The sequence below is a fragment of the Patiriisocius marinistellae genome, from assembly GCF_009014635.1.
In the GTDB taxonomy this organism is placed as follows: domain Bacteria; phylum Bacteroidota; class Bacteroidia; order Flavobacteriales; family Flavobacteriaceae; genus Patiriisocius; species Patiriisocius marinistellae.
Genome location: NZ_BKCF01000001.1, coordinates 60027 through 74639 on the forward strand (window position 1 = coordinate 60027; position 14613 = coordinate 74639).

Genomic DNA, 14613 nt, shown 5'->3' on the forward strand with positions numbered 1-14613 from the left:
AAGCCAAAATTGCATTTAACATTATTTTCTATACACAAAAGTAGTCAATAATTATTCCATAACTTACAGAGGACATATTACTTTCGGTGATACAAATATCAATACAATTTATACAATTTCCAAATAGGCTTTTCAACTATCACTGTAATCACTTGGAGGATTTTGCGCAGGAAAAGTGTAATCAGGTTATTCGCTAAAATTCTGTAAGTAAAATTATTGAATAATGGCATTTGTAATTGATGTTTAAAATTTCGGCGAAAGCCTAAAGCATATCCTTGTGAGATTTCCACTACTATCCCTATCCTAATTTTGTACAACTATATAATTATTTATTTACTATTTTTTAGCTAATGTTAAGGTATTTAGTTTTAATTAATTTAAACGGTATTTTACTGCTTTAGCATCCAGTTCACTTAGCAACTCATTACAGATATTGACTTTTTGTTTTCTACTTGGCATTATAAGTTTAGTCTTACTTTCCATTTCATAAATTGTAAAATATAAAGGCTTGTCTCCTTTATGAGTTTCAAGAATTTCTTTCAAAAAATCTATTTTATCTTCTTGTAGTGATTCAATAGGCATTTGTATCGTTAATTTTCTTGTTTGACTGTCCATTACATCATGCAATAATTGAAAACTATTATACTGTAATCTTGGTTCGCCACGCTTTTGAGTATCTCTATTTATCCATCCCTCCTTTACATAAACTCTTCCATAAACAAAGCTATTAGGTACTAAAAAATGACGCCATTTTAAATAGTCTTCGCCAAAAATTTTAAACTCATAACTATCCATGTAGTCTTCAACAGTAAATATCGCCCATCCTTTTCCAGCTTTGCTTTCTCTATGCTGGACATCACTTACTACACCACCAAAGGTCATCTCTTTATTTACATATTTTTCTAACTCATTGAAATCACTTACTTGACAATTAGTAAAAGCCTTCATTTCGGTTTTAAAATCATCTAAAGGATGTCCTGAAATATAAACCCCAACAACTTCTCGTTCTTGCTTTAGCTTTTTCATAGTGCCCCATTCTTCACAAGGTGGAACTGCTGGTTCTGGTATTTGCACTTCACTAGTTTCGCCAAATAAACTTACTTGACTACTGTTTTCAGTCTCTTGATGTCTCGCGGCGTATTTTAATACTTTTTCATAAAACGTAGTACCATCACCTTCGTCATGCATATATTGTGCTCGATGATTTTCAAAACTATCAAAGCCACCAGCAAGCACTAAATTTTCAAATGCTTTTTTATTTGCCGAACGTAAATCAACTCGTTTTGCAAGGTCAAAAATAGATTTATATTTACCGTCCTTTCTATGTTCCACAATTGTTGCGACCGCATTACCACCTACTCCCTTTATTGCTCCCATACCAAAACGCACTGCACCAGCATCATTTACCGAAAATTTATAAAAACTCTCATTTACATCAGGCCCTAAAATATCAAGTCCCATACGTTTACACTCATCCATAAAAAAGGTAACTTGTTTTATGTCGCTCATATTATTGCTCAATACAGCAGCCATATACTCTGCTGGATAATGAGCTTTTAAATATGCTGTTTGATAAGCAATCCAAGCATAACAAGTAGAATGAGATTTATTAAAGGCATAACTCGCAAAGGCTTCCCAATCTTTCCAAATCTTCTCTAACTTCTCTGCATCGTGCCCCTTGGCTACTGCATTTTCAATAAAACGTGGTTTCATTTTATCAAGGACAGCTTTTTGCTTTTTACCCATCGCCTTTCGAAGTACATCCGCATCACCTTTACTAAAATCTGCTAGCTTTTGTGACAATAGCATTACTTGCTCTTGATATACCGTAATACCGTAGGTTTCATCAAGATATTCTTCCATTGCTGGAAGGTCATATTCAATTTCTTCCTCGCCATTTTTTCTGCGAATAAAACTAGGTATATACTCTAATGGACCAGGGCGATACAAGGCGTTCATAGCTATCAAATCTGCAAAAACAGTAGGTTTTAACTCCTTCATGTATTTTTGCATTCCAGCGCTTTCATATTGAAATATCCCCACAGTTTCCCCTCGCTGGAACAACTCATACGTCTTTACATCATCTAACGGAAATGTATCTGGGTCAAGTGTAATATTATGTTTGTGCTTTACAATTTTGACCGTATCTTTAATCAAAGTTAATGTTTTTAAGCCCAAAAAATCCATTTTCAACAATCCCGCACTTTCTACTACAGAGTTATCAAATTGGGTTACATACAAATCACTATCCTTTGCAAGTGCTACAGGGACAAAATTTGTTATATCACTAGGGGTAATAATTACACCACAGGCATGAATTCCTGTATTTCTAACAGATCCTTCTAAAATTTTTGCTTGATTTATAGTTTCTGAAGTTAAATCTGTACCCTCAGCAAGATTTATTAATTCTTGAACTTTAGGCAATTCATCACTTCTAAATTTTCTTCTTAGATCCTGTTCACTGAGTCCAAAAACCTTGTTTAGCTTAGTCATATTAGGAATCAACTTTGCTATTCTATCAGCATCAAATAATGGCAAGTCTAATACACGTGCAGTATCTCTAATTGCAGATTTAGCCGCCATTGTACCGTACGTAATGATTTGAGCAACTTGATTACTACCATATTTATCTATCACATAATCCATTACACGACTACGACCTTCATCATCAAAATCAATATCAATATCAGGCATGCTCACACGATCTGGATTTAAAAAACGCTCAAAAAGCAAGTCATACTTTATTGGGTCAATATTGGTAATCCACAAACAATACGCCACAACCGAACCTGCCGCCGAACCACGGCCGGGACCAACCGAAACATCCATATTACGAGCTTCTCTAATAAAATCTTCTGTAATTAGAAAGTAGCCTGGGTAGCCCGTTTTTTCAATAACATCAAGCTCAAAGTCAAGCCGCTCTTTTATAGCTTGCAGCTCTTTTTGCTTTTCCTTTCTTAATTCTTCCTCAACGGTTTCATCTTCTGAAATTTTAAAAGCATCATACCTTTTTGCTGCGCCAACATATGTGAGGTGTCTTAAAAATTTATTCTCCCCTCTTTTTCCACCATCAACATCATCTTCTGTAACTTTAAATTCATTGGGGATATCAAATTTTGGCAATAAGACATCCCGTGCTAAACTAAAGGGTTCCACCTTTTCAATTACACTACTAATATTTGCAATGGCATCTGGCAAGTCTTTAAACAATGCCTTCATTTCGGCTTGAGACTTAAAATAATATTCTTGGTTTGGTAAGCCATATCTATAACCACGACCTCTACCTATAGGTGTTGCTTGCTTTTCTCCATCCTTTACACAAAGCAAAATATCATGTGCATTTGCACTTTCTTTTCCTATATAATACGTGTTATTTGCTGCGACTAATTTTACATCATGCTTTCTAGAAAAATCTATTAACGTTTGATTTATTCGGTCCTCATCTTCTTGATTATGACGCATGATCTCAAGATAAAAATCGTTGCCAAATGCTTCTTTCCACCACAATAATGCTTCCTCAGCTTGATTTTCTCCTATATTTAAAATCTTACTTGAAACCTCTCCATATATACTTCCAGAAAGGACCATCACATCTTCTTTGTATTTTTTTATTACCTCACGATCTATGCGCGGCACATAATAAAAACCCTCTGTATATGCAATACTTGCCATCTTGGCCAAGTTATGATATCCATTTTTATTTTTTGCAATGAGCACAATTTGATAACCATTGTCCTTTTGAGTTTTATCGTTATGGTCATTGCAGACAAAAAATTCGCAACCCACAACTGCCTTTAAATACTGCGGCTCCTCTGGTTTGTCTGGCATGACACCATCAAAATCTGTTGCAGTATCATCAAAGTCTTCATATTCTTTAAGTGCTATTTCATAAGCAGATTTTAAACTAGCGTTATGATTATTCACTGCGCGAGTAAAATGAAATGCTCCCATCATATTTCCAGTATCTGTAATTGCAACAGCTGGTTGCTTATCTGCAACAGCGGCATTCACCAAATCCTGAGTGGAAGAAGTTGACTGTAATATTGAATATTGAGAGTGGTTGTGCAAATGAGCGAAAGGTGCATCTTGCAACACCTCAAGGTTTTCCTTTATTTCTTCTTTAGATATTTCAACGGTTTGTTGAGACGCTTCTAATTGCTTTCTTATTTTCTCTGACGCCTTTTTTAAATTGATGTGTTTAAGACCAATCAGCTCAATTTCAACAGGATTTTCTCTACTAAAATTTTCAAAATAATCTGGCTGTACATCTAGTTCCTCTATAGTAAAAATTTGACGGCGAACTAGTTCTAAAAAACAACGCGTAGTTGCCTCCACATCTGCCGTTGCATTGTGCGCTTCTCCAAAAGGCTCTCCAAATAAATACTGGTGGAGCTCTGTCAAAGTAGGCAACTTAAATTTACCTCCACGTCCTCCGGGAATTTGACAAAGTGTTGCTGTTGTCTCTGTACACGTATCTAAAACCTTAAAACTAGGTAAAACATTTTCTTGCCCCAATCGCAACAACTCCGCCCCCATTATATTTAAATCAAAACCTACATTTTGTCCAACGATAAATTTGGTTTTTCCTAAAACTTCAATAAACTTTTCAACCATTGCCTCAAGTGTTACACCTTCGGCTTGGGCAAGTTCAGTTGAGATTCCGTGTATTTTTTCTGCATCAAAAGGAATATTAAAACCCTCTGGCTGCACTAGATAATCTTGACTTTCTACAACATTACCCATTGCATCATGCAATTGCCAAGCTATTTGAATACACCTAGGCCAATTATCACTATCACTAAGTGGTGCATTCCAGTTGCGAGGGAGTCCAGTTGTTTCGGTGTCGAAGATTAAATACATGGTTCAATTGTGGATTAAAAGTTCAGAATTATAAAATTCTAGAAATTAAAAAAATTCTAAATTATGGCTTCGGAAATGAGCTGTTCATCTTTGATATTGCTATAAAAATAGCATCAAACTAGATATTACAAATGCATGGGAATTTCCGAAGTAAAAATAGAAAAAATCATCCCAAAACTGTAGTTGATTTTATAATGAGTTGTTCACATTTAGAAAATGAAAATATTCAATTAATACGAAATTAATAATTTTGTTTTAAAGCAAAAAAAAGCACAGTTTAATAGTTTTAAACTGTGCTTTTATATACGTATTGTAAAATTATTCTTTTCCAGCCCAAGCATCAAGTGATCTTGCACTTGCTAGCGCTTCTTGAATACTACTCACTTGTTTTTGAATTAGCTTTTGCGTTGTTGGCGCCAATGTAGCTTCTTTTAAAATCTCCTGGTACTCTGCTACTGCAGCTTCTTCTCCACGAACGACCTCTTCTAACATAGCTTTATTATCAGTGCCAGAAAAAGTGTCTTTAATACTCATCCATGTGCGGTGCGCATCTCCTTTTAAACTAGTCCCCTTATCAACGTCTCCACCAACTCCCTTAATTTCTGCTTTTAAGGAATGTCCAAAATCGTAGCGATTTTGAGCTTGAGATTGAAAATAAGATTTTAACTGCGTTCCTTCTACAAGTTCAGCTGCTTTTTTATATCCTGCTTCAGCATCATAATTTTTAGTCAGCAATTCGTTTAATTGATTGGTTAATTTTTTTACATTATCCATAGTTTCTTTTTTTAGTTTGAGACATTTTTCACTTGTGAAGAGCTGCCTCTTTATTACATTATAAATATACAGTTGAAATAAACAATAAAAAATCACTTTAACCACGTCTTAACTTCTATTAACACAGTTTAACGCATCTATAAATAAAAGAGACCAAATATTACATATTTGGTCTCTTTTATTGATTAACTTTATGTGATTGATGTTTGAAATTTACGCCATAACTACTTCAAAATTTTGCGCATTTCGTAAAGCATTTTCAATCTGAGTTACTTGCTTAGTAATTAATGTTGCGGTTGAGGGCGGCAACGTTGTGTCATTAATAATTTCGCGGTATTCGCTAATCGTAGCTTTCTCTCCTTTTTTTACCTCTGTTAAGATTGTTCCTTCATTCTTAGAAGTAAAGGCGCTCTTCATTCCCATCCAAGCTCTATGAGCATCACCTGTGAAGCTTGTACCTTTATCTGGATTTTCGCCATAGTTTTTAATTTCAGATTTTAGCTCGTGACCAAAATCGTATCGCTTTTGAGCTTCAGCTTCAAAAAATCTTTTAAGTTTTGGATTATCCACAATTTCAGCTGCTTTTTTGTAACCTGCTTCAGCGTCGTAATTTTTAGTTAATAATTCATTTAAATTTTTAGACATTTCTTCTGTATACTTCATCTTCTTCATTATGTTTAAAATTATGCAGAAATAAAATTTACTAATCGAAGTTACATTTCTGCTTTGCATTATTCGATATACCTTAATATACCATTATTAAAGAGGATATACCAAATAATTAACCCAAGCTTAACGCGGTTTAACAACCTTTAACGTCACGCTTGGGATAAGAATAATACTGCTAATTTTTTTAACTTATTGATAGGTTACGTCAAAATTACCAATGGTAATTTCTTCAATGCCAGTATTAAAAGTAAAGTTGGCTCTAATTAAGTTTGAGGTTTGATTATGTATTGAAATAAAAATCGCTCCTGTTTGAGCTTCTCTAGTTTCACCTGTAGCTAAGTCTGTATACGAAGCTAAGAAATTATCTTCTGGAAGAGAAACACTACCTTCTAGCACATTTATAGGAAGTCTTACTTGTATTTCTTCATCAGCATCTGTCGCTGTGACTACAATTTGGTTTTGAAATATTACTGCCATAACGCAAAGATTTGCAGACGTACTTATAGGCTCTCCATCAACATTAGCTACAAATGTTCCTGCATTACACGGTCCCGCAGGAAGGGTTGGATCTACTATAATAGGTTCAATTTCCTGAGCAAAAGGAACTTGAAAAAAGACCCCGTTTTTTACAACAATACTATCAAGGCCAGTTTGAATTGCCTTGTAATTAAAATTTCCTGAAATATAACTTTCTTCGACGTTTAACTCTGTTACAACAACTTGACCCTCTCCATTAGGGTTTGTAAAATAGCTGTTGCCATTTTTATCACTAAAAGTTGCAGTGTTCAAGGAAGCTCCTCCTAAATTATAAACGCCCGGCGTCCCTGCTGTAATATTTATTTTCAATGCCTCAAGCTGTGTAAGCCCTTCTATTAAAAATGCACCATCCAGCTTTCTAGTTGCATTTACACCTGTTGCTCTATATAGTTCATTATTAACAAATCCTTGAATTGCAGGACTATAATCTTGTATGTCTTCTGCACAAGAAAAAACAAAAATTGTTGCAACTAACAGTAAAAAAACTTTTCTCATAGCTTAAAATAGGGGGTGACAAATGTATAAAAATTAATACAAACACTTGAGTTACAAATATATTTTACAGTATCTTTGCAGACCCAAAAACAGAGAACCATTATTTGGGAATCACAATTGTTATGTATAACACTAGAGTGATCATAGGTTTTCAACAAATTAGAACCGGAGTCGCGTACTCCAAAAATTAATTATATGCCTGTTAAAATTAGATTACAGAGACACGGTAAAAAAGGAAAACCTTTTTACTGGATCGTAGCGGCAGATGCTCGCTCAAAAAGAGATGGTAAATACCTTGAAAAATTAGGTACTTATAATCCAAACATGAACCCAGCACAAATCAATCTTGATATTGATGGTGCGGTTAAATGGCTTCAAAATGGAGCACAACCTACTGATACCGCAAGAGCAATCTTGTCTTATAGAGGTGTAATGATGAAAAATCACCTTGCTGGTGGTGTACGTAAAGGTGCATTCACTGAGGAGCAGGCTGAAGAAAAATTTAACGCTTGGTTAGAAGAAAAGTCTAAAGCTGTTGACGGTAAGAAAACTAAACTTGCTGACGCTAAAGACAAAGCAAAAGCTGATGCTCTTGCTGCTGAAAAAGCAACAAACGAAGCCCGTATTGCTGCAAACGCTCCTGTAGTTGAAGAAGCTGTTGAAGTTGCCGGTGATGCTGACGCAAGTAAAGAAGAAGAATAAAACTGAAGACTAATGCAAAAGGAAGACTGTTTCTTTGTTGGCAAGGTCGTTAAAAAATACAGTTTTAAAGGTGAGTTACTAGTTAAACTAGATACAGACGAACCCGAATTATTTTTAGAAATGGAATCGGTTTTTGTGGAACAACACAAAAACTTGATTCCATTTTTTATTGAAAGTAGCTCATTACATAAATCTACACTGTTAAGAGTTCAATTTGAGGACGTCTATGATGAAGCTACCGCAGACACCCTCTTAGGCACAGAATTATTTTTACCCCTTTCATTTCTTCCACCACTTACTGGAACAAAATTTTATTACCACGAAGTTATAGGGTTTACAATAAGGGACAAGGCTTATGGGAACGCTGGGACTATCTCACATATAAATGACCATACTGCACAGCACTTATTTGTATCTATCCTTAACGGAAACGAGGTGCTAATTCCTATTAGTGACGAATTCATTAAAGAGATTGACCGGGAAAACAAAGTGATTATTATGGATTTACCTGAAGGGTTAATTGATCTTTACTTGTAATCAATAATTAAACGTATTAAATTGTAGTATTTATTTTTCTTCGGAAATAGTAGTCAATTAAAATTCAATCTTCTCATTAAGCTTTATGAGTCAACCATTTAAATTTAAGCAATTTTCGGTCTCACAGAATCGCTGTGCTATGAAAATAGGAACTGATGGGGTTTTGCTCGGCGCTTGGACTTCTATTGAACAACAACCGCAAACTATTCTTGATATTGGCAGTGGAACTGGGGTTATTGCACTACAACTTGCCCAACGCAGCTTTGCCGAAACTATTGACGCTATCGAAATAGATAGCAATGCTTTTGAACAATGCACAGAGAATTTTGAAAACTCACCTTGGGGAGATCGCCTGTATTGTTATCACGCTTCCATTCAAGAATTTACCCAAGAAATTGTTGAAGAAAATGATTTTGAAGGATATGATTTAATTGTTTCAAATCCTCCATTTTATACAGATGACTATAAATCTGAAAACAAGGAAAGAGATATAGCGAGATTTGAGGATTCCTTACCTTTTCAGCATTTATTGGTTTGCGCTTCGAATTTACTTACAGAAGACGGGGTTTTTTCTGTTGTTCTTCCTAAAAAAGAAGAAAATTCATTCATTACTTTGGCCGCAACGGTTGGTTTATTTCCTAAGAGAATATGCAACATACGCGGCACTGAAACTTCTGCAGTAAAAAGAAGTTTAATGGAATTTACATTTCAGCAGAAAAAAATAGAAAATGAATCACTTGTCATTGAAAAAGAACGACATGATTATACCGAAGAATACATTGGTCTCTTGAAAGATTTCTATCTTAAAATGTAGGAAACTAATGGTGTGATATTTACCTTTACATTACAATTAAAAATTACACGATGAAACCAGATTTATTCGAATCTCCAGATTATTACAATATAGACGATTTATTAACTGATGAGCACAAGTTAATTCGTGATGCTGCTCGGGAATGGGTAAAGCGCGATGTTTCTCCTATTATTGAAGAAGCTGCTCAGGATGCAAAGTTTCCTAAATCTATCATTCCAGGACTAGCGTCTATTGGTGCTTTTGGCCCTTATATTCCTGAGGAATATGGTGGTGCTGGATTAGACCAAATTAGTTATGGTCTTATCATGCAAGAAATTGAACGTGGTGATAGTGGCGTTCGTTCTACAGCATCTGTGCAATCATCATTAGTAATGTATCCTATATGGAAATACGGAAATGAAGCACAACGAAAAAAATATTTACCAAAATTAGCCTCTGGAGAATGGATGGGTTCTTTTGGACTAACGGAACCAGACCACGGAAGTAACCCAAGTGGAATGGTAACAAACTTTAAAGACAAAGGAGACCATTATTTATTGAATGGAGCAAAACTTTGGATATCAAATTCACCATTTTGTGACGTAGCCGTTGTTTGGGCTAAAAACGAAGAAGGTCGTATCCATGGCCTCGTTGTTGAGCGTGGAATGGAAGGATTTTCTACACCAGAAACTCACAACAAATGGTCATTAAGAGCAAGTGCTACTGGAGAGTTAATATTTCAGGATGTAAAAGTTCCTAAAGAAAATTTATTACCTAACAAATCTGGACTTGGAGCACCTCTTGGTTGTTTAGACTCGGCTCGTTATGGTATTGCTTGGGGAGTAATTGGTGCTGCGATGGATTGTTATGACACTGCATTGCGTTATTCAAAAGAGCGTATACAGTTTGGGAAACCTATAGGTGGATTCCAATTACAGCAAAAGAAACTTGCTGAGATGATTACCGAAATCACTAAAGCTCAATTACTTTGCTTACGTTTAGGTCAATTGAAAAATGAAAACAGAGCAACTTCTGCACAAATTTCAATGGCAAAAAGAAATAATGTAGATATGGCATTGAAAATTGCAAGAGACGCAAGACAAATGCTTGGTGGAATGGGAATTACGGGAGAATACCCAATTATGCGACACATGATGAACCTTGAGAGTGTAGTAACATACGAAGGAACACATGACATTCACTTATTAATCACAGGCCTTGATATAACAGGGTTAAACGCTTTTAAATAAAAAGTACATTTAAATATTTTAACCAAAGGCGTTACTATTCCAAGTAACGCCTTTATTTTGTAATAAAATATGATTTCAGATATAATTTCCGCTATTAAAGCACATCAAAATAAATTACTCAATCACCCTTTATATACGTTAATAAACACGCCCAAAGACTTGCAAATTTTCATGGAACATCATGTATTTGCTGTTTGGGATTTCATGTCTTTATTAAAAGCACTTCAAAGTAATCTCACATGTACCTCTATTCCTTGGGTTCCTGTTGGAAATCCAAATACACGTTATTTAATAAACGAAATTGTCCTTGCTGAGGAAACTGACCTTAATCAATTAGGGGAACGTCAAAGTCATTTTGAAATGTACCTTGATGCTATGAAAAAAGCAGGTGCAAAAACATCTAATGTTAACGAGTTAATGGATAGTATTACTTTGGGAACTGAAGTTTTTGAGGCAATTGAAAATTTGGAGGTACAACAATCAATTAAAGATTTCCTAAGATTTACATTTAGCACTATTAAAGAGGGAAAACCACATTCAATAGCAGCTGCTTTTACCTTTGGCCGAGAGGATTTAATTCCTCAATTATTTACATCCATTATTAATGAAATTCAACAGCACTTTCCAGAAAAGGATTTAATTGATTTTAAATATTATTTTGATCGTCATATTGAACTTGATGGTGACGAACATGGCCCTATGGCTCTAAAAATGATCGATGAGTTATGTGGAAAAGATGAAATAAAATGGAAAGAGGTGGAGGAAATTTCAATAGCAGCACTAAACGCACGAATATTACTTTGGGATGGTATTGAAGCAGCTATCAAAGAACAAACTACAACTATTATCGATTAATAAATTTATAATAGGATTTTTTTATTTATTAGAAAATAGATGCTACATATAGTATTCTTAGCCTTGCTTTTAGTAAGGCTTTTTTTTCTTCTGAAATTTTAAAAATCAAATAGTATCTTTAAGCAAAGAAAAATCATGTCCTCTCAAACTAGAATTAGTAATGCTTATAAAACCGCTCATAGAGTAGTTTTTAATGATGATTCTAAATTTGTTATTTTTAGTGACGTGCATCGTGGAGACAATAGTTTTGCTGATGATTTTGCTAACAATCGAAACATCTATTACCACGCATTAAAACACTACTATACAGAGGGCTTCACGTATTGCGAAGTGGGTGATGGCGATGAGCTTTGGGAAAATATAGAGTTTAAATCTATCCTCGAAGCGCATAAAAATGTGTTTAATCTCATGAAACTTTTTTATGCCGAAGGTAGACTTCACAGACTCCTTGGCAACCATGATATGGTTTATAGAAATCAAAGCTATGTTGAGAAAAATCTCTTTAGTTATTTTGACAAAGTCGACAATGAAGACAAACCTCTTTTCCCTGGCATTACTTTTACCGAAGGACTTATACTTGAACATGAAACATCAAAACAAGAAATTTTTATGCTTCATGGCCATCAAGCAGACTGGATGAATTACCGGGGATGGAAATTCAACAGATTTATGGTAAGGGCACTATGGCGGCAATTACAAATCTTTGGAATTGGAGACCCTACAAGTCCTGCGAAAAACTATAAAGAACTAATAAAAGTAGAACGACGTACTAAAAAATGGATTACAGACAATAAGAATATTTTCACTATTACAGGGCATACACACAGACCAAGATTTCCAGAACCTGGAGACATTGCTTTTTTTAATGATGGAAGCTGTGTTCACCCCAGAAGCATTACGGGTCTTGAAATTGAAAACGGTACAATCTCATTAATAAAATGGCAAATTTCTACCTTCGAAGATGGTTCATTAAGAGTTATAAGGGTATTATTAGAAGGACCTCAAAAAATAATCGACTATAAAACTGAATAAATTAGTCTAACGTATATTTAGTATGCAGATAATAAAAAGTTTAACAATCCTCGTACTGTCTATTTTTTTAATTACGGGATGCAGCTCGATAAAATTTAAAAATAAAGACCTCAACGACAAGTCTCAAAATTTTAAATATTTAGCGTTGGGAGACAGTTACACAAAGGGAGAAAGCGTATGCAGTACCTGTGGCTTTCCCATTATAATTACTAAAGCTATTGAATTAAAATTACAACAACCAGTTTCGTTAAAACAAATTGCACAAACTGGTTGGACAACTACACAACTACTTGATGCGATAAGCAAAGAAGAAATAAAACAGGACTATAACCTTGTAACTTTATTAATAGGAGTTAATAATCAATTTCAAGGTAAACCATTTTCTTTATTTGAAACCGAATTTCTATCGCTTATTAACAGTGCTATTAAATATGCGAATGGAGATGCTTCTAAAGTTATTATTTTATCAATCCCTGATTATGGACATACACCTTATGGTAGTGGTAAAATGAAAGAAATTTCAAAAGAGATAGACATCTATAACAACTACATTAAAACAGCCGCAGCATCTAAAAATATTGAATACATAAATATCACAGACATCACGCGTAAGGGATTATTAAATCCTGAGTTAGTTGCAAGTGACGGTTTACACCCATCTAAAGAAGTGTATAAATTAGTTGCCAAAAAATTATTAAAACAACTTAAATATTAACAGCTATTCCTCTGGAGCCAGTGTAATTTTTAATCCATCCAAATTGTCTTTGACAAAAACCTGGCAACCTAATCTACTATTGTCTTTTACGTGAAAAGCTTCAGCGAGCATCGCATCTTCATCGTATGACATTTCAGGCAACTCATGCTTACTTTCAATATAGCATTGACAAGAAGCGCACATAGCCATTCCACCACAAATACCTATGGTGCCCTCAGGAGCTAATTCAAAAGAACGAATTACTTCCATAAGATTCATATTCATATCTGTAGGAGCATCCACGTTATGAGTTACCCCTTCCCTATCTGTAATATGAAGTTTAATATCCTGCATTATGTTATGGCTTTAACAACCGCTTTTGGTGCTTCTTTTTTAGTACCATCAAATCCTTCAACACCACCTACAGTCGTGTATTTCATTACATAACGCTTTTCAGGAAAAATACGTTGATAAGCGCTTTGACACATTAGGGTTGCTTCATGGAATCCACAAAGAATAAGTTTTAATTTTCCTGGATATGTATTTACATCGCCAATGGCATAAATACCAGGAATATTTGTTTGATAATCCAAACTATTATTTACAACAATAGCGTTTTTTTCAATTTCTAATCCCCAATCTGCAATGGGTCCTAATTTAGGTGCTAATCCAAATAATGGAATAAAATGATCGCATGCTTTATTAAAAACCTCAGCTCCTCTTTTAATACTTACTCCTTTGACATTTCCCTCTCCAATAACATCAACTACATCAGCTGGTGTAATCAATTCAATCTTTCCTTCATTTTTTAATTCTTGAACTTTTTCTACAGAGTCAAGCGCTCCTCTAAATTCATTACGTCTGTGGACTAAAGTTACACTTTTTGCAACATCAGTTAAAAAAATACTCCAGTCTAAGGCAGAATCTCCACCTCCAGCAATTATTACGTCTTTATCACGGTATAATTCTGGATCGCGTATAATATATTCTACACCATTGTCTTCATAATTTGCAATCCCAGTAATAGGAGGTTTCCTTGGTTCAAAACTTCCTAATCCGCCTGCAATAGCCACTACTGGAGCATGATGCTTTGTACCTTTATTTGTCGTTACAATAAAAGTATCGTCTTCTAGTTTTTCAATTGTTTGCGCCCGTTCTCCTAATGTAAAACCAGGTTGAAAAGGCTCTATTTGTTTCATTAAATTGCTGACTAAGTCACCCGCTAGTACTTCTGGAAATGCTGGAATGTCATAAATGGGTTTCTTTGGGTAAATCTCACTACACTGTCCGCCGGGTTGCGGTAATGCGTCAATTAAATGGCATTTCAATTTTAAGAGTCCTGCTTCAAAAACGGTAAATAAACCTGTAGGACCTGCTCCTATAATAAGTATATCTGTCTTAATCATATTCATTAC

The 14613-nt window shown here is 34.7% G+C and carries 13 protein-coding genes; 7 read left to right on the forward strand and 6 right to left on the reverse strand.

Annotated features, from left to right (window positions below):
• Window positions 1-372: 372 nt before the first annotated feature.
• From dnaE to GB234_RS00285, 4 genes are all read right to left on the reverse strand, one after another.
• A complete protein-coding gene (gene dnaE / locus GB234_RS00270) occupies window positions 373-4860 on the reverse strand; it encodes a DNA polymerase III subunit alpha (RefSeq protein WP_151892505.1) in 4488 nt (1495 codons plus the stop codon).
• Between the two features lie 318 nt (window positions 4861-5178).
• Window positions 5179-5634, reverse strand: coding sequence for a ferritin-like domain-containing protein (locus GB234_RS00275; RefSeq protein ID WP_151892506.1), 456 nt, complete (start codon window positions 5632-5634; stop codon window positions 5179-5181).
• A gap of 213 nt (window positions 5635-5847) precedes the next feature.
• Window positions 5848-6297, reverse strand: coding sequence for a ferritin-like domain-containing protein (locus GB234_RS00280; RefSeq protein WP_151892507.1), 450 nt, complete (start codon window positions 6295-6297; stop codon window positions 5848-5850).
• Between the two features lie 195 nt (window positions 6298-6492).
• Entirely contained in the window at window positions 6493-7335 is an 843-nt protein-coding gene (locus GB234_RS00285) for a DUF6252 domain-containing protein (RefSeq protein WP_151892508.1), read from the reverse strand.
• Window positions 7336-7530: 195 nt separating this feature from the next.
• Here GB234_RS00285 and GB234_RS00290 point away from each other — a divergent pair, with 195 nt between their 5' ends.
• The 7 genes from GB234_RS00290 to GB234_RS00320 all read left to right on the forward strand — a co-directional run bounded on the left by GB234_RS00290 (window position 7531) and on the right by GB234_RS00320 (window position 13219).
• Window positions 7531-8037, forward strand: a complete 507-nt coding sequence (locus tag GB234_RS00290; protein WP_151892509.1) for a 30S ribosomal protein S16 — start codon at window positions 7531-7533, stop codon at window positions 8035-8037.
• Window positions 8038-8049: 12 nt separating this feature from the next.
• Window positions 8050-8574, forward strand: a complete 525-nt coding sequence (gene rimM, locus GB234_RS00295; protein WP_151892510.1) for a ribosome maturation factor RimM — start codon at window positions 8050-8052, stop codon at window positions 8572-8574.
• 85 nt (window positions 8575-8659) lie between these two features.
• Entirely contained in the window at window positions 8660-9388 is a 729-nt protein-coding gene (locus GB234_RS00300; RefSeq protein WP_151892511.1) for a tRNA1(Val) (adenine(37)-N6)-methyltransferase, read from the forward strand.
• A 50-nt stretch (window positions 9389-9438) separates the two neighbouring features.
• Window positions 9439-10617, forward strand: coding sequence for an acyl-CoA dehydrogenase family protein (locus GB234_RS00305; protein ID WP_151892512.1), 1179 nt, complete (start codon window positions 9439-9441; stop codon window positions 10615-10617).
• Window positions 10618-10686: 69 nt separating this feature from the next.
• Window positions 10687-11472 carry a DUF3050 domain-containing protein gene (locus GB234_RS00310; RefSeq protein ID WP_151892513.1) on the forward strand — a complete coding sequence of 262 codons (786 nt, stop codon included), beginning with the start codon at window positions 10687-10689 and terminating at the stop codon, window positions 11470-11472.
• Window positions 11473-11607: 135 nt separating this feature from the next.
• On the forward strand, window positions 11608-12504 hold the full coding sequence (locus GB234_RS00315; protein WP_151892514.1) for a metallophosphoesterase family protein: 897 nt from the start codon (window positions 11608-11610) through the stop codon (window positions 12502-12504).
• Window positions 12505-12526: 22 nt separating this feature from the next.
• Window positions 12527-13219, forward strand: a complete 693-nt coding sequence (locus GB234_RS00320; RefSeq protein ID WP_151892515.1) for an SGNH/GDSL hydrolase family protein — start codon at window positions 12527-12529, stop codon at window positions 13217-13219.
• Window positions 13220-13222: 3 nt separating this feature from the next.
• Here the strand turns inward: GB234_RS00320 and GB234_RS00325 are convergent, their stop codons facing one another.
• Window positions 13223-13552 carry a 2Fe-2S iron-sulfur cluster-binding protein gene (locus tag GB234_RS00325; RefSeq protein WP_151892516.1) on the reverse strand — a complete coding sequence of 110 codons (330 nt, stop codon included), beginning with the start codon at window positions 13550-13552 and terminating at the stop codon, window positions 13223-13225.
• Window positions 13552-14604: an NAD(P)/FAD-dependent oxidoreductase gene (locus tag GB234_RS00330; protein WP_151892517.1), complete on the reverse strand. Its 1053-nt coding sequence runs from the start codon at window positions 14602-14604 to the stop codon at window positions 13552-13554. The genes GB234_RS00325 and GB234_RS00330 overlap by 1 nt, the downstream gene beginning before the upstream one ends.
• Between the last annotated feature and the right edge of the window lie 9 nt (window positions 14605-14613).